Annotated in this window: 21 protein-coding genes and 1 riboswitch; of the genes, 3 read left to right on the forward strand and 18 right to left on the reverse strand. The window is 54.9% G+C overall.

The genetic code is table 11. The annotated features are described in order from the left end of the window. Positions 1 to 62 precede the first annotated feature (62 nt). Positions 63 to 143: riboswitch (ZMP/ZTP riboswitch) on the forward strand. Between the two features lie 29 nt (positions 144 to 172). Then, positions 173 to 886: an IMP cyclohydrolase gene (locus I2G61_RS02115; RefSeq protein WP_072683566.1), complete on the forward strand. Its 714-nt coding sequence runs from the start codon at positions 173 to 175 to the stop codon at positions 884 to 886. A gap of 120 nt (positions 887 to 1,006) precedes the next feature. Beyond that, positions 1,007 to 1,156: a hypothetical protein gene (locus tag I2G61_RS16325; RefSeq protein ID WP_195396173.1), complete on the forward strand. Its 150-nt coding sequence runs from the start codon at positions 1,007 to 1,009 to the stop codon at positions 1,154 to 1,156. A gap of 57 nt (positions 1,157 to 1,213) precedes the next feature. Here the strand turns inward: I2G61_RS16325 and I2G61_RS02120 are convergent, their stop codons facing one another. The 14 genes from I2G61_RS02120 to sigG form a co-directional block, all read right to left on the reverse strand. Beyond that, a complete protein-coding gene (locus I2G61_RS02120) occupies positions 1,214 to 1,813 on the reverse strand; it encodes a TVP38/TMEM64 family protein (RefSeq protein WP_072683567.1) in 600 nt (199 codons plus the stop codon). Beyond that, positions 1,810 to 2,502 (reverse strand): 5'-methylthioadenosine/adenosylhomocysteine nucleosidase, encoded by a 693-nt coding sequence (locus tag I2G61_RS02125; RefSeq protein ID WP_072683568.1) that lies wholly within the window; start codon positions 2,500 to 2,502, stop codon positions 1,810 to 1,812. Before I2G61_RS02125 ends, I2G61_RS02120 begins: the two co-directional genes overlap by 4 nt. Further along, the gene (locus tag I2G61_RS02130; RefSeq protein ID WP_072683569.1) at positions 2,499 to 3,200 is read right to left on the reverse strand and encodes a class I SAM-dependent methyltransferase; all 702 of its coding nucleotides are present in this window, start codon (positions 3,198 to 3,200) and stop codon (positions 2,499 to 2,501) included. The genes I2G61_RS02125 and I2G61_RS02130 overlap by 4 nt, the downstream gene beginning before the upstream one ends. Beyond that, positions 3,197 to 3,535 (reverse strand): ribosome silencing factor, encoded by a 339-nt coding sequence (rsfS, locus tag I2G61_RS02135; protein ID WP_072683570.1) that lies wholly within the window; start codon positions 3,533 to 3,535, stop codon positions 3,197 to 3,199. The genes I2G61_RS02130 and rsfS overlap by 4 nt, the downstream gene beginning before the upstream one ends. After that, the gene (gene nadD / locus I2G61_RS02140) at positions 3,528 to 4,550 is read right to left on the reverse strand and encodes a nicotinate (nicotinamide) nucleotide adenylyltransferase (RefSeq protein WP_072683571.1); all 1,023 of its coding nucleotides are present in this window, start codon (positions 4,548 to 4,550) and stop codon (positions 3,528 to 3,530) included. Before nadD ends, rsfS begins: the two co-directional genes overlap by 8 nt. Beyond that, positions 4,547 to 4,840, reverse strand: a complete 294-nt coding sequence (yhbY, locus tag I2G61_RS02145) for a ribosome assembly RNA-binding protein YhbY (protein ID WP_006060831.1) — start codon at positions 4,838 to 4,840, stop codon at positions 4,547 to 4,549. The genes nadD and yhbY overlap by 4 nt, the downstream gene beginning before the upstream one ends. Then, on the reverse strand, positions 4,841 to 5,899 hold the full coding sequence (locus I2G61_RS02150) for a GTPase (RefSeq protein ID WP_229056797.1): 1,059 nt from the start codon (positions 5,897 to 5,899) through the stop codon (positions 4,841 to 4,843). Then, on the reverse strand, positions 5,892 to 6,419 hold the full coding sequence (locus I2G61_RS02155) for a YqeG family HAD IIIA-type phosphatase (RefSeq protein WP_006060829.1): 528 nt from the start codon (positions 6,417 to 6,419) through the stop codon (positions 5,892 to 5,894). The genes I2G61_RS02150 and I2G61_RS02155 overlap by 8 nt, the downstream gene beginning before the upstream one ends. A gap of 231 nt (positions 6,420 to 6,650) precedes the next feature. Next, the gene (ileS, locus tag I2G61_RS02160) at positions 6,651 to 9,380 is read right to left on the reverse strand and encodes an isoleucine--tRNA ligase (RefSeq protein WP_072683572.1); all 2,730 of its coding nucleotides are present in this window, start codon (positions 9,378 to 9,380) and stop codon (positions 6,651 to 6,653) included. A gap of 247 nt (positions 9,381 to 9,627) precedes the next feature. Continuing rightward, a complete protein-coding gene (locus I2G61_RS02165; RefSeq protein ID WP_050767002.1) occupies positions 9,628 to 10,101 on the reverse strand; it encodes a DivIVA domain-containing protein in 474 nt (157 codons plus the stop codon). Between the two features lie 14 nt (positions 10,102 to 10,115). Continuing rightward, the gene (locus tag I2G61_RS02170; protein ID WP_117892852.1) at positions 10,116 to 10,868 is read right to left on the reverse strand and encodes an RNA-binding protein; all 753 of its coding nucleotides are present in this window, start codon (positions 10,866 to 10,868) and stop codon (positions 10,116 to 10,118) included. Beyond that, the gene (locus tag I2G61_RS02175; protein ID WP_117892855.1) at positions 10,868 to 11,275 is read right to left on the reverse strand and encodes a cell division protein SepF; all 408 of its coding nucleotides are present in this window, start codon (positions 11,273 to 11,275) and stop codon (positions 10,868 to 10,870) included. The genes I2G61_RS02170 and I2G61_RS02175 overlap by 1 nt, the downstream gene beginning before the upstream one ends. A 159-nt stretch (positions 11,276 to 11,434) precedes the next feature. Then, positions 11,435 to 11,701: a YlmC/YmxH family sporulation protein gene (locus I2G61_RS02180; RefSeq protein WP_072683576.1), complete on the reverse strand. Its 267-nt coding sequence runs from the start codon at positions 11,699 to 11,701 to the stop codon at positions 11,435 to 11,437. Between the two features lie 81 nt (positions 11,702 to 11,782). Then, the gene (gene sigG / locus I2G61_RS02185) at positions 11,783 to 12,556 is read right to left on the reverse strand and encodes an RNA polymerase sporulation sigma factor SigG (protein WP_072683577.1); all 774 of its coding nucleotides are present in this window, start codon (positions 12,554 to 12,556) and stop codon (positions 11,783 to 11,785) included. Between the two features lie 153 nt (positions 12,557 to 12,709). Here sigG and I2G61_RS02190 point away from each other — a divergent pair, with 153 nt between their 5' ends. Next, on the forward strand, positions 12,710 to 13,186 hold the full coding sequence (locus I2G61_RS02190) for a GNAT family N-acetyltransferase (RefSeq protein WP_072683578.1): 477 nt from the start codon (positions 12,710 to 12,712) through the stop codon (positions 13,184 to 13,186). A 161-nt stretch (positions 13,187 to 13,347) separates the two neighbouring features. On the opposite strand, the gene I2G61_RS02195 is transcribed toward I2G61_RS02190, so the two are convergent. The 4 genes from I2G61_RS02195 to I2G61_RS02210 form a co-directional block, all read right to left on the reverse strand. Further along, the gene (locus I2G61_RS02195; protein WP_072683579.1) at positions 13,348 to 13,794 is read right to left on the reverse strand and encodes a metallophosphoesterase family protein; all 447 of its coding nucleotides are present in this window, start codon (positions 13,792 to 13,794) and stop codon (positions 13,348 to 13,350) included. A 99-nt stretch (positions 13,795 to 13,893) separates the two neighbouring features. Further along, positions 13,894 to 14,520 carry a V-type ATP synthase subunit D gene (locus tag I2G61_RS02200; protein ID WP_006060818.1) on the reverse strand — a complete coding sequence of 209 codons (627 nt, stop codon included), beginning with the start codon at positions 14,518 to 14,520 and terminating at the stop codon, positions 13,894 to 13,896. Positions 14,521 to 14,524: 4 nt separating this feature from the next. Next, positions 14,525 to 15,937 carry a V-type ATP synthase subunit B gene (locus tag I2G61_RS02205; RefSeq protein WP_072683580.1) on the reverse strand — a complete coding sequence of 471 codons (1,413 nt, stop codon included), beginning with the start codon at positions 15,935 to 15,937 and terminating at the stop codon, positions 14,525 to 14,527. Between the two features lie 13 nt (positions 15,938 to 15,950). Then, complete coding sequence (locus I2G61_RS02210; RefSeq protein WP_072683581.1) at positions 15,951 to 17,705, reverse strand: V-type ATP synthase subunit A; 1,755 nt, start codon at positions 17,703 to 17,705, stop codon at positions 15,951 to 15,953. Between the last annotated feature and the right edge of the window lie 11 nt (positions 17,706 to 17,716).

Here is a 17,716-nt window from a genome sequence, read left to right on the forward strand (position 1 = left end):
GAATTTCAGGACTTTTCTTTTTTCCGGCGCTTGTTTTTTTTGTAAGAATAGTCTAAACTTTTTGGTGGATGTGCAACTGGCGGATCAGTGGAATAACCACAGGGAGCACAATTCTGAAACAGCCGACCGCCTGGGCCGGGAGTCATTCCCGTTGAATTTAGGGAGGAAATTTATGCAAAAAATCTCACTCAAAGAGGATCTTCAACAGAACACCTACCCGGGACGGGGCATCGTGCTGGGCAAGACGCCGGACGGCCGCAAAGCGGCGGCCGCGTACTTCATCATGGGCCGCAGTGAAAACAGCCGCAACCGCATCTTTGTCACAGACGGACAGGGGATCCGCACGCAGGCTTACGATCCCTCAAAGCTGACCGATCCGTCGCTGATCATTTATGCACCGGTGCGCGTTCTGGGCAACAAGACGATCGTCACCAACGGCGATCAGACCGATACGATCTACGCCGGCATGGACAGGCAGCTGACGTTTGAACAGGCGCTGCGCAGCCGGGAATTCGAGCCGGATGGACCGAACTTCACGCCGCGGATCTCCGGGATCCTGCATATCGAAAACGGCCAATTCAACTATGCGCTGTCGATCTTAAAAAGCAGCGACGGCAATCCGCAGTCCTGCCACCGCTACACCTTCGCATACGAAAATCCACTGGCGGGTGAAGGTCATTTCATTCACACCTACATGCACGACGGGGATCCGCTGCCCAGCTTTGAGGGCGAACCCAAGCGCGTGGAAATCCCGGATTCGCTGGACGCACTGACCACGCTGTTGTGGGATAATCTGAATCCGGACAACAAGGTTTCCCTGTTTGTCCGCATGATCGATCTGGAAAGCGGCGAAACGGAAACCCGCATCGTCAACAAGCATGCATAAGCGGCCAATTCACCCGGTGATCGCTTAAAACCAAGCAAAAGGATGTCTGATTTCCCGGAGAGCGTCTCCGCAGATGAAATCAGACATCCTTTTTTTGATCGGCCCGGGTGATTTCCCCCGGTGCTTTGCTTTTCGTTGCTTCTGCTTCAGCGCGAACCGGTTTTCTTTTTCCTGATCGCGCCGCTGTCGAAGCTGAAAGAACGGAAGACCCGAAGCAGAGAAGGTTACTTCCATCTTGCAATGGAGCCGGGCTGCCTGCCGGCTCTGTAAGCGGGATCGCTTACGCTGCGTTTTTATCTTTGCGTTTCATTTTAATGAGTTCAGGATTCATAATCCGTGCTTCTTGCGAAAATGTGCGGAGATGAGGTACAACGCGGCCAAGATCGCAACAGCTAAAATCAGATAGACCGGCCGGGTAAAGGAAATACTCAGGGTTTTGCCGAACAAGCTCAGCCCCAGCATCATAATCAGCTTGGCGGCGATCAGCGTCTTGATGAACTTCTGTTCGTCAAAATCAGATAAACCGAACGCGATGTTGATAAACGAGCTGGGCGTAAACGGCAGCGACACCAGAATAAACAGAACGGCGGCGTTGCGCTCAGCCACCCAGTCAAGCGCTTTCTGAATCGACGCCCTGCGGCTGAACCACGGCATCAGCTTGCGTTTGACAATCCGGCGAAAGAACAAGAAGACGATCAGTGAACCGAGCGTCGTTCCCACCCAGGAATACAAAAAACCTAAAATTGCGCCGTGAGCGCTGATATTGATCGTGACAATCGCCACCAGCGGCAGCGCCGGGATCAACGATTCCACTAAGGCCAGGCAGATTGGCGCCAGCGGCCCCAGATCCTTAAACGCCGAGAGCGCCTCGACCCAGAACTCCACGGTCATGATCCGCTCAAGCCAAAATCGAAGCGTTTCGCTCATGAGCGCTCAGCCAGCTTCACAACGAGCTTTTCACACCAATCCGCCGAGCGGACCGACGCTTTCTGCGCGTATTCCTCAAAGGTCATCTCATTGCCTTCCTTGAGCGTGATATCCGACAGAGAGCGAACGACGACAAACGGTACGCCGTAATGCGCGCACACCTGAGCGATCGAGGCCGCCTCCATTTCCGCGCACAAGGCCTGCGGATAGTCGCGCAGAATCCGCTCGACCTGTTCAGGCGTATTGACGAAGCAGTCGCCGGAAGCCACCGGCCCGATCCAGGCCCGGTCCTGTTGCTGAATCACTTCGCCGGCCGCCTGGACATACCGTTCATCGGCGGAAAAGCAGCACGGGTTATCCGGTCCGAAGCCATGATTCCAGCCCGGCACGTTGACATCGTGATGCGCGATCCGCGTCGAGATGACGACGTCCAGCACTTCCTGATTTTCCAGTAACCCGCCGGCCGTGCCGATGTTGATTACGCCGTCGACATCGAAATGCTCCAATAACAACGTCGTGCTCATCGCCGCCAGCGTCTTGCCGACGCCGCTTTGGGTGACGACGACCGGCTCGCCTGCCAGTTTCCCGGTATAAAACGAAATCTTCTGCACCGGACAGGCCTGAACCTCGCTCATCCGGTCCAGCAGCGCGTCAATCTCAACCTTCATCGCTCCGATAATCGCGATCATACTTTCTTCCTCCCTGCGTAAAACAGTTTTTCACCAGGCTGAATACCTGGCTGTGTAAAATCTGTCATGATTTCCACGTCGAAGCCGGCTTCTTCCATCAGCCGGCGCACGGCCAACGGATCGAAGACCGTCTGGACATGATGTTCCTCGCGCAGTCCCTGCGGCGTCCAGAACGCGAAATGCTGGTAAATCCGGTCCTCGTCGCTGAGGATCGTCCATTGATACGGCGTATCCCCCAACATCCCCTCTTCAATATATTCCTCAGCGAACTCGTTGAGTCGCTCTGGGGTGTGCATATCGAACAACAGCACGCCGCCGTTTTTTAACAAAGCCGCCGCTTTCTGGATAAACTGCGCAACCTGATCGAGCGAAGCCAGATAATTCAGACTGTCGCAATAGCACACGATGGCCTGCACCGGTTGCTTCGTTTCCATTTCCAGCATATCCATCACGCGGAAGGTAATCGAATCCGGATGCGGTTTGACCTGGGCAGCAGCGATCATGGACGGGGATAAGTCCGTGGCGTCGACGGTGTAGCCGGCCCTGGCTAACGCGATGGAAATCTCGCCGCTGCCGCACGCCAGCTCCAGCAGCGGGCCAGGCGCACAATAGCGCCGGGTGTAATCCAGCCAGGCGGCCGTCGCTTCCTCATCCTTCACCAGCGCGTCGTAATAGGCCGCAAGACTGTCATAGCTCATGGCTGAACCTCAACCCGCGGCAGATCGCCCCACAGCTTTTCCAGATTATATACCTGGCGTTCTTCGCCGACGAAAACGTGCAGTACGATCTCGTACAAATCGACTAACAGCCACCGGCTGCCCTGACCGCCTTCGACGTTGCGCACGGCATAGCCGGCTTTTTCAGCTTCCTCAATCACGTGATCGACGATCGAATCGGCCATCCGTTCATTCTTCGCCGAGGCGATCACAAAGTAATCGGTAAACGGGCTGTGGCCGCGGAAATCCAGCACGATCAGATCTTCCGCCAGCCGCTGATCCGCCGCGTGGACGACTTTCTGCAGTAATTCAGACATTCAATCCCTCCTTGCGTAAATAAGCTTTCTGTTCTTGCTGGATCAGACGGAAGCCTTGATCCAGATCTTGCAGGCACACCGCTTTCTGGCGGGTAATATCATAACCGCGGCCGGGGTCGATCTTATCGGCGATGTAGATGATCTTCGCCAGATCGCTCTTGCCCTCGCCGGTCGTGTGCCACGCCACGGCTTCCAGAATTTCCTGATCGTAAAGATACAGCCGGGTTTTCAGCCAGGTCGCCCCGATGTACTGATGCCAGATCTTCCACGCCTGATCCCGGGCCTGCGGCCAGTACACTTCGATCCAGCCACGCGCCGTTTCTTCATCCAGACCTTTGGCGAGATCATGAAGCATGCCCGCAACGTAGGCTTTGCGCGGATTCACCCCATGCGCTTTCGCCAGTTCGACCGCCAGCGCGCTCATCGTGACGCAGTGCTGATAGCGGCGTGGGTGACAATACGCCTTCGCAATCTCCTCGACATACAGTCCCGTTTCCAGCATTACCTGCCGGACAGCCTTCGGCACATCCTTAAAGGCGCCCTGGCGGACAGCTGTGGACGAAGCGGGATGTGAAAAGTTTTCAACATACAGAAATCCCGGCTGCTTGACCGCGATTCCCTGACGGCTGAAGACGGCGAATTGTACGAGCCGGCGCAGTTCGTCGACCGCTTTCCATTGATCGAGATTGGCATATTGATCGTCGCCGATGATCCAGACAAATTCGTCGTCCGGATATTGTTTTTTCAGCGTCTTCACCGTTGTGATCGTATAGGAGGGCGTCGGCAGATCTTTTTCAATCAGACAGAGCTTCATTTTGCGATAGGGCCGCAGCGCCTTTTCCATCATCGTCACACGCAGCTCAAAGGGTGTCAGTTCCCGGTCCTTCAACGGCGTTTTCAGCGACGGGACAAACCAGACCTGATCCAGTCGCAGGCGTTTGAGCGCGGTTTTCGCGATTGCCAGATGACCGTTGTGAATCGGGTCGAAGGTGCCTCCCAATAAACCGATTTTCATCGCGGCAGCTCGATCCTGCGGTGTTCGCGGCTTTCGCGGTACAGCACGATCGTTTTGCCAATGATCTGAACGACTTCGGCATGTGTGCCGCTGGCCAGATCCAGAGCGACCTGCCGGACGTCGTCCGGACAGCTCTTTAAGACATTGAGCTTGACTAATTCATGTGCCTCCAGCGCATCGGAAAGCGTATTGATCAGGTTATAGGAAACGCCTTCCTTGCCGACCTGAAAGATCGGGCGCAGCGTGTTCGCCATCGAACGCAGCGCGCTTTTTTGTTTGTTCGTTAACATTTATATCATTGCCTTTCTGTGTTTGATTTCCAATGTTTGCGGGTGGGTTACGCGAATCTGACCGCATGTTCCGCTTAAGGACATCCAGCCGACGCCCGGAATGACGATGTCTTCCTTCACCCCCAGCGGCGTCAGGACGGTGCTCGTCCATTCGGCATACGGCATCCCGGCGGGAATCGGCCGCAGCAGCTCGCCGTAATGTCGATCCCACAGCTCATCCGCCTTATCTGCGCGGCCGCGGTGCAGCTCAAGAAGATTACTGCAGTAGAACACGGCCGAGACATGTTCGCAGCCGAGTAAATCGATCCGGCACAAACCGCCCACCGCGAAGCTTTGATCCCCGCGCAGCTGGAAGCCGACCGGTTTGACCGCCTTCGCCGGCAGCACTGTTTTAAGATCTTCTTCGTCCAGGTGCAGCAGCATCGAATTGCGCGGCGTCAAGCCTGGCGTGTCATACACCGTGACGCCGTGGATGTCAAGCGGATTGAAGTCCAGCGTGGTGCCGGGATAACGTGAGCTGGTCAGCTGGGGTTTGTCCATCAGGGCGTTGAGCAGCGTACTCTTGCCGGCGTTGGCCATGCCCATCACGACGACGTCCTTGCCTTTGGCCCATTCGATCGCCCGCAGCACTTCCTCCGGTCCGCCGGGAATATTTTTACCGGTCACGACCAGACCCTTGACATGGATGCCCAGCTCCTTCAGTCGGCCGTACACAAACTTCGCCAGCTTCTCGCTGCCCACTGTTTCCGGCAGCAGGTCGCGCTTGGTGCCGACGACAATGACGTCCTTGCCGAACAGATGCCGGTTCATGCCTTCCAGCAAACTTGCTTCAAAATCGAACAGATCAACCACCCACAAAATCAGCGCGTCCATCGCGTGGATCTGCGCCAGAATCCGGTCGGGATCAATCCCTTCCCGCATCGAAAACTGCAGGTCGTCGTAATGGGTCAGCCGGAAGCAGCGCTGACACAGCGCACTGCCCGCTTTGGGCGTATACCCAGCCTCCTGGGGACGGTCGTGCTGCAGCAGCGCGCCGCAGCCCTGGCATCTTTCACTCATCATAGTCTCCCCTTTTCAAGATTTCTTCATGCTCCAACAGACGGTACACCTGATTTTCAACCACCCGGTTCAGCTTGGTCCAGGGGATATCCCGGGTGACTAAGGGCGTCGTTAAGATCGTCGTCAAGCCCATCCGGCTGCCGCCGAGGATATCCGTCAGCAGCTGATCGCCGATCACCGCGCATTGATCCGGCTTCAGGCCGGTATCGCGCAACACCTTCTTATACGTCCGCTTCAGCGGTTTCGTTGAAAAATAATAATACGGCACATCCAGACTCGCCGCAAACCGGCTGACACGTTCCTTGTTGTTATTCGACATGACAACGGCTTGAATGCCGGCGTCCTTGAGTCTATGGACGAATGCTTTGGCTTTGTCGCCGGCGACCTGTTCATCGTGCGCCGCCAGCGTGTTGTCGATATCTAAGATTAAAAGCCGGATCTTCCGCCGCACTAACCAGGCGGGATCCAGATCTTCATAGCTTTTCAGATAAAGCGCAGGCGTGAAATAGTTCAGCAGCATACGGATCCTCCTTATCTTAATGATTATATCAGATTCCGCTGAACAAAGAAATGAAAAAACCGTGGACTTTCGTGCCCTTTTGTCTATCTCTCACCTGCTTTTTTCCGCGGACCGCTCCTGCTTTTTCTGTTCTGACAAAGCAGGCGTTCACGTTAAGGAATAAAAATTCCATCGTTAGAGAAAGGGATAAAAAAGACCCCGCGAACGGGATCTTAAATGAGTGAACAAGACTTACAGGCCGAGCACCTTGCGGCAGCGCGGACACAGTCCTTCCTCATCGGCCTGATCGGAAATATTCCAGCAGCGCGGGCAGACCGTGCCTTCTGCCTTGACAATTTCAACCTGGCAGACGTCATACGGTTTCAGCTCGTCGATTGAGAAGCTGACCTTCGAGACAATCAGCCACTGGTGGAACTGATCGCCGCACAGCTCCGCGATCAAGGCGCGGTCCTCGTCGCTGACGTTGACCAGCACTTCCGCCTCTAATGACTTGCCAATGACCTTCTCCGCGCGGGCTTCTTCCAACGCTTTAAAGATATCGGAACGGATCTGCATCAGCCGGCCGATCTTGGCCTTTAAGGCTTCGGCGTCCGCAATGTTAAACGGTTCCGCAAACCGGCCCAGATGAATGCTTTCTTCCTCACCCTTAAAGAAATCGTTGACCTCCTCCGCAGTATGGACAAGAATCGGCGCCCACAGCCGGACTAAAACGTTGACTGCGTGATACAGCACAGTCTGAACCTGACGTCGGCGCGGGGAGTCCTTCTTCTCGATATACAGGATATCCTTGGTGAAATCGAGATAATAAGCCGAGAATTCATTCGTCATCAGGTTTGTCAGCAGCGTTGTAACGTCGGAGAAGCGATATTCCTGATAGGCCAGCTGGCATTTCGCGTTAACCTCGTCGAGCAGCGCCAGCATGTACTGATCAAGCTTCGGCAGCTCGCTGACCGCAACGAGGTCGGCTTTTGTGAAGTCATCTTCGTTGTTGATATTTGCCAGTAAGAAGCGGAACGTATTTCTGACCTTGCGGTAGTTCTCACTGATCTGCTTCAGAATTTCCTCGGACATGCTGCAGTCGGCCTGGTAATCGACGCTGGCTGCCCACAAACGCAGGATATCAGCGCCGTATTTCTTCGTGATTTCACCCGGCGCAACAGCGTTCCACTGCGACTTGCTCATCTTGACGCCCTTGCCGTCCATGACAAAGCCATGGCTTAACACCTGCTTGTACGGCGCCTGACCATGCACGGCCGTGCCAACGATCAGCGACGAGTTGAACCAGCCACGGTACTGGTCGCTGCCTTCAAAGTACAGGTCGGCCGGATAGCCCAACCCACGCTCGATCATCGCGCCGGTATGCGAGGAACCGGAGTCAAACCAGACGTCCATCGTGTCGGTTTCCTTTGTAAATTCACCGTTCGGGGATGCCGGATTGGTGTAGCCTTCCGGAAGCAGCTCCTTCGCATCCTTCTCAAACCAGATATTGCTTCCATGCTCGCGGAACAGATCGGCGACATGTTCAAAGACTGCCTTTTCCATGATCGGCGTGCCGTCTTCATTATAGAAGATCGGAATCGGAACGCCCCAGGCGCGCTGGCGGGAAATGCACCAGTCGCCGCGGTCGGCGATCATGTTGTGCATGCGCTGCTGGCCCCACTTCGGAATCCAGTCAACGTTGTCGATCTGCTGAAGCAGCTCGGTGCGGATTTTGTCGATCGAAGCGAACCACTGCGTCGTGGCACGGAAAATGATCGGTTTTTTCGTCCGCCAGTCATGCGGGTAGGAGTGGGTAATCCATTCCAGCTTCAGCAGTGCGCCCAGCTCGTCCAGGCGGTTGGCAACGGTCTTGTTGGCGTCATCGACGTACTGGCCCTTCAGCCAGTCCCCGGCATCCTCCATCATGCAGCCGTGCTCATCGACGTTGCAATAAGCCGGCAGGCCGTATTTCTGACCGACAAAGAAGTCGTCCGCACCGAAGCCCGGAGCCGTATGAACACAGCCGGTGCCGGCGTCGGCGGTGACGTGATCGCCCAGGATGACTAACGACTCACGGTCATAGAGCGGATGCTGGCAGGTGATCATCTCCAGCTCTCGGCCCTTGAAGGTCTTGATGATGTCTTTCTTTTCCAATCCGAACTTGGCCCACAGCGTGTCGACCAGTTCTTCCAATACGATCAGCTTGCCCTTTTCGCTGTCCACTAACGCGTAGGTCAGCTCCGGATTCAGACAGATCGCCAGGTTGGCCGGGATTGTCCACGGTGTCGTCGTCCAGATCACAAACGAAGTCTCGTTATCGAGGAGGCCCTTGCCGTCCTTCACCGCAAACTTGACGAAGATCGTCGGCGACTTGATGTCCTTGTATTCGATTTCCGCTTCCGCTAAGGCCGATTCGCTGGACGGGGACCAGTAGACCGGCTTTAAGCCCTTGTAGATCAGACCGTCCATCGCCATCTGACCGAAGATCTGGATCTGATGCGCTTCAAATTCCTTCTTTAATGTGATGTAAGGATGATCGTAATCACCGACCACGCCCAGCGCCAGGAAACCAGCCTTCTGCCGTTCAACCTGTTCCAGAGCATAATCGTAACAAAGCTTGCGGAATGCCGACAGCTCCATCTTCTTGCGGTCGTAGCCCAGCTTGGTGATCGCCGTTTCAATCGGCAGACCGTGGGTATCCCAGCCCGGAATGTACGGTACCTTGTAGCCGGCCATGTAATGCGAGCGCACAATGACATCCTTTAAAATCTTGTTTAACGCGTGGCCCAGATGGATATCGCCGTTGGCATACGGCGGCCCGTCATGCAGCACGAACGCTTCGCAGCCCTCGCGCTTCGCCAGCATTTTTTCGTAGATGTCCTGTTCTTTCCAGCGGGTCTGATAGCCGGGTTCTTTCGTCGGCAGCTTGCCTCTCATCTCGAACTTCGTATTCGGCATCAGCAGTGTGTTTTTGTAATCCATGTCCTCTACCTCCTCAACAATAAAAAAGCGCCCTTAGAAAAGGACGCAGTTCTGCGCGGTACCACCTTTGTTCACCCTTCCGCCTTCAGGGGAAGAATGCGCTTCTCTCATAACGCTGAGCCGCGGTCTTTCCTACTCATTTCAAAAAGACAGCTCGCAGGTGATGTCCTGTCCACCCGGGGTTCTGCGTTTCACCAACCCGCAGACTCTCTGCACTCCCGTTGCCGTGGAACCGGCGCGTCCTGCATCAAAGCTTTTCCTGATTCAGCCATTCCGATTTCGGAACCGGCGGAATTTCAAACTGATCCAGCATCCCCATCAGCGAGGACAGCTGTTCCTGCATATCGCCCTTCATCTCCGTCGCCTCCGACGCGATGCGCGAGAGGTCGTTCAGGATGATCCGGGCGGTCGTCAGCGCTTCGCTCACGATCGCATCCGCGTTGTTCTGTGCGGTTTCGATGATCGTGTTGGCTTCCTTGAGGGCCAGGCGCGCGATATCATCGGCCGCCTTTTCCTTCACGGTCAGTTCGCTGACCAACGTTTGATAACGCTGACGGATCACCGCCAGCTGTTCGTTGGCGGATTGAATCTGACGGCTGGTCAGATCCAGCTGTTTTTTCAGAGAATCAATTTCCCGGACATACCGGTCAACCGCGTCGTCGACGGCAAAGCGGTCGTATCCGTTTTTCATCACTCGGAATTTCGGTGTTCCCGGTTCCAAAGAAATCCCTCCTTTTAAACATACTGTTCGAATTCAGCGACGATCCGGTCGCTGCGGGTCTGACCGCGCTGGCCTTTCAGCACAAAACGCCCGTACCCGCGCACGGAAATCGTGTCTTCATTATGACACAGAAAGTCGCATTCATCAAGAATTTTGTGATTCACCGACACTCTCTGCGCCCGGATCAAATCCTGCGCCTTCGCCCGTGACATCCGGCATAATCCCGCGATCACGCAGTCCAGCCGCAGCGCCGTGACGATCACCGTCAGCGCCTGCTTCTTTACGACCGGCTCATACATCATCGACGAGCGTTCCAGACGGATCGACAGCTTATGAATCCGCGTCAGATTCATACAAACGTAATCCGCCAGCTCTTCGCTGGTATAGATCACAATCCGGCCCGGCTCAACCCACAGATCCCCAAATTGCGAGCGGTCGAGATCCAGGTTCATCAGCGCGCCTAAAACATCGGGATGCTTTACCTGCACAAATTTATCCGAAATCCGCGCGGTCAAACAGACGATGTCGCTGACGCACGCGTCTTCCTCCGGAGCCAGGATCAGCTTTTTCCGCTCCGCCTCCGCACAGCCGCCGTCCCAGCGGTACGCCAGATCCCACGGCAGAAACGGTTTTAGCGCTTCCTGTTGGGAAGGCGAAAGAAAACAGGAGCGCACCGGCTTGCGGCGCGTCCTGCACTGATCAATCCAGTCTTCCAGCCGGGCCTGCAGCGCGGCTTCGTCCGACTCCGAAAAATGCGGGGTCCGCACTATTCTTCATTGCTGTCCAGGGTGATTTCCCCATGAACGGCAATGGACTTCGGCGTGCACAAAATGACGTTGTGGCCGATCTTCTGAATCGTTCCGTCCAGCGCGAACACAACGCCCGTTAAAAAGTCGATCGTGCGCTGCGCGTATTCCCGCTGCAGCCGGTGCAGATTGACAACGGCGGCGCGTCTTTCCTTCAAATGCTTCGCGACTTCCTCGGCTTCGTCAAACGAACGCGGCTCAAACAAAACCATTTTCGTATCCGAAGCGAGCTTGGTTACGCCTTTCGTCTGCGGCTGTTCATATTTGACGGGAACGGCGATCTCGTCTTCTTCTACTTCCAGTTCTTCCTCATCGTAATCATCGTCGACCGGAGCGATGAAATTCTTCATTTTATCTAATACTCCCATGGTTTGCACCTTCCTTTAGTTCTCGTTCATTATATCATAAATCTGCGCAAGGGAATACCGAGTTCACAGAAATGAAAGGATTTCAACCGCCTTTTTCACACGAATTTTAGCGAAAAAGAACGAAATTCCGGCTTCTGTTTTCCAAAGCTTTCCAGCCGTTTACTCCTTCCCCTTGCCGCTCTTGGTCCGCGGATGGATCAGGATCACATCTTCACCGACGCTGACGACCTGATCCAGGCAGACGATGATCCGCGCCGGCGGAAATAAAAACGCGAACAACGAACGAAGCCAGCCGGTATTCCTGCCGACGAGAAACGATTGAACCTGGTAGTTGGTCAGCGATACGTCCAAATCTTCGACGCGGCCGATCAGGGTGCCGTCCTGAACATTGACGACCTGTTTGTCCTGCAGTTCACTGAATTTCATAGTTATCACCTGTTTTCAGTGTATGCCGCCGGCGGATTTTTGTGCAAACGATCGAATCGACTCTAAAAAAATCGAAAAGGGTCAGAAATTCTTTTTCAGACATTGCAGCGCGCTTTTTTCCAGGCGCGACACCTGGGCCTGGGAAATTCCCAGTTCAGAGGCGATTTCTGTCTGCGTCTGGCCTTGATAGTAGCGCTTGTTGATAATCTGGGCTTCCTTATCGCTCAAATGCTTCATGCTTTCCTTCAGTGCGATCAGACTGGAAAGCTTGCCGATCTCATCGTGATCATCCTTGATCTGATCCAGCAGGTACAACGTGTCGCCGTCGTCGTTGTAGATCGGCTCAAAGATGCTGACGACGCTCTGCAGCGATTCCAGACTTTCGGCGATCTCTTTTTCCTTGACGCCCATGATCTCCGCCAGTTCCGCCAGCGAAGGCTCACGCTGATTCGCATGGATGAACGCTTCTTTTTCCTTCAATACCTTGTATGCCAGATCCTTCAGATGCCGCGAGACCCGGATCATCTGGTTGTCCCGCAGATAACGCTTGATCTCGCCGATGATCATCGGGACGGCGTAGGTTGAAAAGCGGACTTCATGGGAAAGATCGAAATTATCAATCGCCTTGATCAGTCCGATGCAGCCGATCTGAAACAAATCGTCCATGTTTTCCGTGCGGTGCGCAAAGCGCTGGACGATCGACAGAACAAGCTTGAGATTGCCGTTGATCAGCTTCTCCTTGGCTGACAAATCGCCGTTTTGCAGCTGAACGAACAGCTCCGTCATCTGCTGACTCTTTAAAACCGGCAGCGTCGCCGTGTTGACGCCGCAGATCTCTACTTTATATTTACCCATTGACCCGGACCCTCCTGATGTGCGTAATGGAAGTTTTCCCGGCCCGCAGAGGAATATTCCCGCATTCCTCTGGCACTCTTTGGAAGAAAAGGGATGGTCATCCGGTCTGAAATTCGGTACAATAGATTCCAGAATGAGATCAGGAGGGACATCATGGGTTTTACAATCAGACAGGCGCAGCCGGAAGACTGCGCGACGATCGGCCGGTTCATCCGGCTGATTGCGGAATATGAAAAAATGAGCGATGAGGTCGTCTGGGACGACGCCACCCTTTACGACCAGCTGTTCGTCGAACGCCGGGCGGAAGTACTGTTAGGTGAGGAGGACGGTCAGGTCGTTGGCTTTGCATTGTATTTCCACAACTTCTCAACGTTTGTCGGCCGGAAAGGATTGTATCTGGAAGATTTGTACGTCCTGCAGGAAAAACGCGGCCGCGGCTACGGCAAAGCGTTCTTCAAACGGCTGGCGGAAATCGCCGTCGAGCGCCGCTGTGGCCGGATGGAATGGGTATGCCTCAACTGGAACGCTCCGTCGATCGCCTTTTATCAAAATCTGGGCGCAGAAGGCCTGACGGAATGGACGACCTGGCGGCTAAGCGAAGACAAGATCCGTCAGCTGGCTGGATTGTAAGCTGCGAAGTTTCATGATTTAAAATCATGGAGCATTATGAAAGCGGCCTGGCTGCCGGAAACATAGAAAAAAGAACAGAACTTTGATTTCAGAGTTCCGTTCTTTTTTTGATTTCCGGTTCAAGGTCGAAGCTGCGGCAAAGCTCGCCGCAGCCGGACTTCTTAGCGGCTAAGATCGATCCGCTCGACCTGCAGCTTCTGATCCTTAATTGTCAATATCATCATCGTCAGCTCCAGATTAAACCGCTTTCGCCCGCAGCTGCCGGGATTCAGCCAGCGCACCGTTTTAAGCTGCTCGTCGCAAAACTGGTGGGAATGACCGAAAATTTTCAGATCAGCCCGCACGCAATCCAGCGAACGTCGGCTGTGCGCCATCGCAATATGCAGCCCTCCGCAGTCAAACTCGTCGATAGTAGGCAGCCGTTCAAAAAAAGGATCTTCGTCATTGTTGCCCTGCACGCCGCGCAGCGGTTTCAGCGCGTTCAGCGCTTCCCAGATTTCCGGTTCGCAGAAATCGCCCGCATGCCAGATTGCATCGCAAGTTTTTAACAGTTCGATTACCTGCGGACGCAGGACGTTGTGCGTATCCGAGATCAAACCTATCCGCATTGCCGCTCATCCTCCCTCGTGTCCCTTATTATACGCCAAACCCCAAAAAAACCGCAGCGAATCCGGCCTTATTTGCGGATTTCTGCGGTTTTTTACCATTTATTCGACGGCGGTTTCCTTCGCCTTGTTCGCCTTGATGACCTTCAGGCGGGAGAATTCCTCACGGTCTTTTTCTTCCAGCGATTCTGTGATGAATTTCACGGTCGCTTCCAGATTCGGAATACTGATATTCTTCAGCGCGTTGGCCCGCTTCTGCGTCTTGCGGATCGCATTAGCCAGCCGGTACACGCTGTTGTCGACCTCCGCCAGGATGATCGTCAGCTCCTTGACGCGGTGAAACTGCAGGTACGCTTCATCGACACGGGAGTTCGTGCCTTCAAAGCCATACTCCATTTTCGTTTCCGACGGTTCGATGCTGACGGACGGCACCTCAACGCCCATGACTGAGCGGTAGGTGACATGCACGCCGGTTTCGACATGCACGCTGGCGGCGATATCGGAGATAATGCCGGTTGAGACGTTGGCCTGCTGCAGAAGATAATACGCCGTCGCATAGCTCTGGGTAATCTCGTCACGCAGCATTTTAACTTTATCGACTAACTGCATCATTTCGCGGATCAGCACGTTCCGTTTGCGGTCCAGCAGATCATAGCCCATCCGGGCCAGCGCCAGCGACTTTTTGGACGCGATCAGGTTGCCCTTGGTCGGGAATACCTTGTTTTCCATAAGCCTACTCCTGACCGCTTAGATTCAGCATCCGCGCGGCCCGCTTCGGATCGTAATTTCCCTTGATGACTTCCGGATCCAGACGATCCAGCGCTTCGATCGGCAGCGTGGACAACAGCGCCCAGCCCAGATCCAGCGTTTCGTTGATCGAACGCTTGGAATCAAAGCCCTGACCGACGAAGACCTTCTCAAACAGCCGGCCGAACGCCATGTATTTCTTATCCATATCCGACAGCTCATCCTCGCCGATAACCGAAGCCAGCGAGCGCGCGTCCTGCACCTTGGCATAGCAGGCGAACAGCTGGTTGGACACGTCGGCATGATCCTTGCGGGTATAGCCTTCGCCGATGCCGTCTTTCATCAGACGGGACAAGGAAGCCAACACGCCGATCGGCGGATAAATCCCGGTCTGATGCAGCGAGCGGTCCAGTACGATCTGGCCCTCGGTGATATAGCCCGTTAAGTCCGGAATCGGATGGGTGATGTCGTCGTTGGGCATCGTCAGGATCGGAATCTGCGTGACTGAGCCTTCCACGCCCTCGACAATCCCCGCTCTTTCATACAGCGAAGCCAGATCGGAGTACAGATATCCCGGATATCCCTTACGGCCCGGAATCTCGCCCTTGGAACTGGACACTTCACGCAGCGCCTCACAATATGAGGTCATATCCGTTAAGATGACCAGAATGTGCATGTTCTTTTCAAACGCCAGATACTCCGCGGCCGTCAAAGCACAGCGCGGGGTCAGCGTCCGTTCGATAATCGGATCGTTGGACAGATTGATGAACATGACGACCTTTTCCATGACGCCGGTTTCCTCAAAGCTGCGCTTGAAGTAATCGGCGACGTCGTTCTTGACGCCCATCGCGCCGAACACGATGCCGAAGTTCTTCCCATCACCCTCGGCCAGCTGCGCCTGCCGGACGATCTGAACGGCCAGCTTGTCATGCGGCATACCGGAGCCGGAGAAAATCGGCAGCTTCTGCCCGCGGATCAGCGTGTTTAAACCGTCAATCGCAGAAATTCCGGTGTTGATATAATTGCGCGGATATTTCCGGGCAACGGGATTGAGCGGCTGACCGTTGATATCCAGACGCTTCTCCGCGTACACCTCGCCCAAACCGTCGATCGGCTCGCCCGCGCCGTTGAAGATCCGGCCCAGAATTTCCTGGGACACCGCCAGCTCCATCGGATGACCTAACAGACGGGTCTTGTTGTTGATTTTGGATAATCCGGTCGTGCCTTCAAACACCTGAATGATCGCGCGTCGGCCCTCGATCTGGACGACACGGCCGCTGCGCACGGAGCCGTCGGTCAGCTCAATTTCAACCATTTCTTCATTGCTGACGTCCTCGACGTTGTCCAGGGCAACAAGAGAACCGTTGATTTCATTCAAACCCATTAATTGAACGCTCATCTGTTTTCTCCTCCTATTCCACCTGGGCCAGAGCCTGATCGATCATCTCAAAATAACCGTCCAGAAGCTCCAGCTGATCATTCGGCACGTCGTATTTAATCTTGACGACCTTGTCGATAATTCCGGTCTTGGCAATCAGCGATACCGGAATCCGCCTGGCCACCAGCTTTTTGGCCTGTGCGTTGAGATACGAGATAATCTTCAGCATCTTGAACTGCTTCTCAAACGGCACGTAGGTATCGGCTGGATGGTAAGCATTCTGCTGCAGATAGCCGACGCGGATCACTTTGGCGATTTCCATCGTCAGCTTCTGATCTTCCGGCAGCACGTCGGAGCCGATCAGCTTGACGATTTCCATCAGCTGATTCTCTTCATGCAGGATCGCCTGAATTTCCTGACGCAGCGCGTTGAATTCATGGTCGACGTTCTTGTCGTACCAGCGTGCCAGATCGTCCAGATATTCGGAATAGCTGTCGTTCCAGTTGATCGCCGGATAGTGACGGGCATATGCCAGCGACTTATCCAGCGCCCAGAAGCAGCGCACAAACCGCTTGGTATTCTGGGTGACCGGCTCGGAGAAGTCCGCGCCCTGCGGCGAGACTGCGCCGATAATCGTGACGGAACCCTCGGCTCCGTTTAAGGTTTCGATATAGCCCGCACGTTCATAGAACTGCGAGATCCGCGACGGCAGATACGCCGGGAAGCCTTCTTCCGCCGGCATTTCTTCCAGACGTCCAGAAATTTCACGCAGCGCTTCCGCCCACCGGCTGGTGGAGTCGGCCATGATCGCGACGTGATAGCCCATATCGCGGTAATATTCCGCCAGCGTGATGCCGGTGTAAATGCTCGCTTCACGCGCCGCGACCGGCATGTTGGACGTATTGGCGATCAAGACTGTCCGCGCCAGCAGCGGCTTGTTGCTTTTCGGGTCGATCAGGTCCGTGAATTCCTCCAGAACCTGAGTCATTTCGTTACCGCGCTCGCCGCAGCCGACATACACGATGATGTCGGCGTCGCACCATTTCGCCAGCTGATGCTGGGTCATCGTCTTGCCCGAGCCAAACCCGCCCGGAATGGCGGCTGCGCCGCCCTTGGCGATCGGGAACAGCGTGTCGATGACGCGCTGACCGGTGATCAGCGGACGGGTGATCGGCTTGCGATAGCCGACCGGCCGCGGATTGCGGATCGGCCATTTCTGAGTGAGCGTCAGCGCATGTTCTTCGCCCTGATCGTCACGGATCCGCACGATCTCGTCGTTGATATGAAATTGACCGTTTTCAGCGACGAAAATGACCTCGCCTTCCGGAAGCATCGGACTGAGCATGCAGCGATGCTCGATCAGCTCGGTTTCCGGGCAGGTCGCGTAGATCTGTCCCGGACGCAAACGGTCGTGCAGCTTGACCTGCATCGTCACGTCCCACAGTTTTTCTTCATCCAGCGGGGAAACCGTCGTTCCGGCGGCAATGAACGCGCCTTCGGTTTCCATCAGCTCTTTTAACGGACGTTCGATGCCGTCGAAGATATTTTTCAGAATTCCCGGCCCCAGCGTCGCAGACAACAGAGATCCGGAAGGCCGAACCGGTTCGCCCGGTTTCAGACCCGTGGTGGATTCGTACACCTGAATCGTCGTGTACTGTTCATCAATGCCGATGACTTCCCCCATCATTTCCTTATTGCCGACAAAGACCATCTCCTGCATGGAAAAGTCTTTGGAATCCTTGACGGTGACAACCGGTCCGTTGATTGAATAGATCAAATTGTTATTCAATGTCTTCACCT

Source organism: Holdemania sp. 1001095H_141210_F2 (genome assembly GCF_015558105.1).
GTDB lineage: Bacteria > Bacillota_I > Bacilli_A > Erysipelotrichales > Erysipelotrichaceae > Holdemania.

Excerpts from the sequence above, each read along its gene's own strand:
- I2G61_RS02190 (WP_072683578.1), top strand. The coding sequence starts at position 12,710 with ATGGGTTTTACAATCAGACAGGCGCAGCCGGAAGACTGCGCGACGATC.
- I2G61_RS02130 (WP_072683569.1), bottom strand. The coding sequence starts at position 3,200 with ATGAGCTATGACAGTCTTGCGGCCTATTACGACGCGCTGGTGAAGGAT.
- yhbY (WP_006060831.1), bottom strand. The coding sequence starts at position 4,840 with ATGTTAACGAACAAACAAAAAAGCGCGCTGCGTTCGATGGCGAACACG.
- I2G61_RS02180 (WP_072683576.1), bottom strand. The coding sequence starts at position 11,701 with ATGAAATTCAGTGAACTGCAGGACAAACAGGTCGTCAATGTTCAGGAC.
- I2G61_RS02120 (WP_072683567.1), bottom strand. The coding sequence starts at position 1,813 with ATGAGCGAAACGCTTCGATTTTGGCTTGAGCGGATCATGACCGTGGAG.
- I2G61_RS02195 (WP_072683579.1), bottom strand. The coding sequence starts at position 13,794 with ATGCGGATAGGTTTGATCTCGGATACGCACAACGTCCTGCGTCCGCAG.
- ileS (WP_072683572.1), bottom strand. The coding sequence starts at position 9,380 with ATGGATTACAAAAACACACTGCTGATGCCGAATACGAAGTTCGAGATG.
- I2G61_RS02115 (WP_072683566.1), top strand. The coding sequence starts at position 173 with ATGCAAAAAATCTCACTCAAAGAGGATCTTCAACAGAACACCTACCCG.
- rsfS (WP_072683570.1), bottom strand. The coding sequence starts at position 3,535 with ATGTCTGAATTACTGCAGAAAGTCGTCCACGCGGCGGATCAGCGGCTG.
- sigG (WP_072683577.1), bottom strand. The coding sequence starts at position 12,556 with ATGGGTAAATATAAAGTAGAGATCTGCGGCGTCAACACGGCGACGCTG.
- nadD (WP_072683571.1), bottom strand. The coding sequence starts at position 4,550 with ATGAAAATCGGTTTATTGGGAGGCACCTTCGACCCGATTCACAACGGT.
- I2G61_RS02175 (WP_117892855.1), bottom strand. The coding sequence starts at position 11,275 with ATGGGAGTATTAGATAAAATGAAGAATTTCATCGCTCCGGTCGACGAT.
- I2G61_RS02155 (WP_006060829.1), bottom strand. The coding sequence starts at position 6,419 with ATGCTGCTGAACTATTTCACGCCTGCGCTTTATCTGAAAAGCTATGAA.
- I2G61_RS02200 (WP_006060818.1), bottom strand. The coding sequence starts at position 14,520 with ATGGAAAACAAGGTATTCCCGACCAAGGGCAACCTGATCGCGTCCAAA.
- I2G61_RS02150 (WP_229056797.1), bottom strand. The coding sequence starts at position 5,899 with ATGAGTGAAAGATGCCAGGGCTGCGGCGCGCTGCTGCAGCACGACCGT.
- I2G61_RS02125 (WP_072683568.1), bottom strand. The coding sequence starts at position 2,502 with ATGATCGCGATTATCGGAGCGATGAAGGTTGAGATTGACGCGCTGCTG.
- I2G61_RS02205 (WP_072683580.1), bottom strand. The coding sequence starts at position 15,937 with ATGAGCGTTCAATTAATGGGTTTGAATGAAATCAACGGTTCTCTTGTT.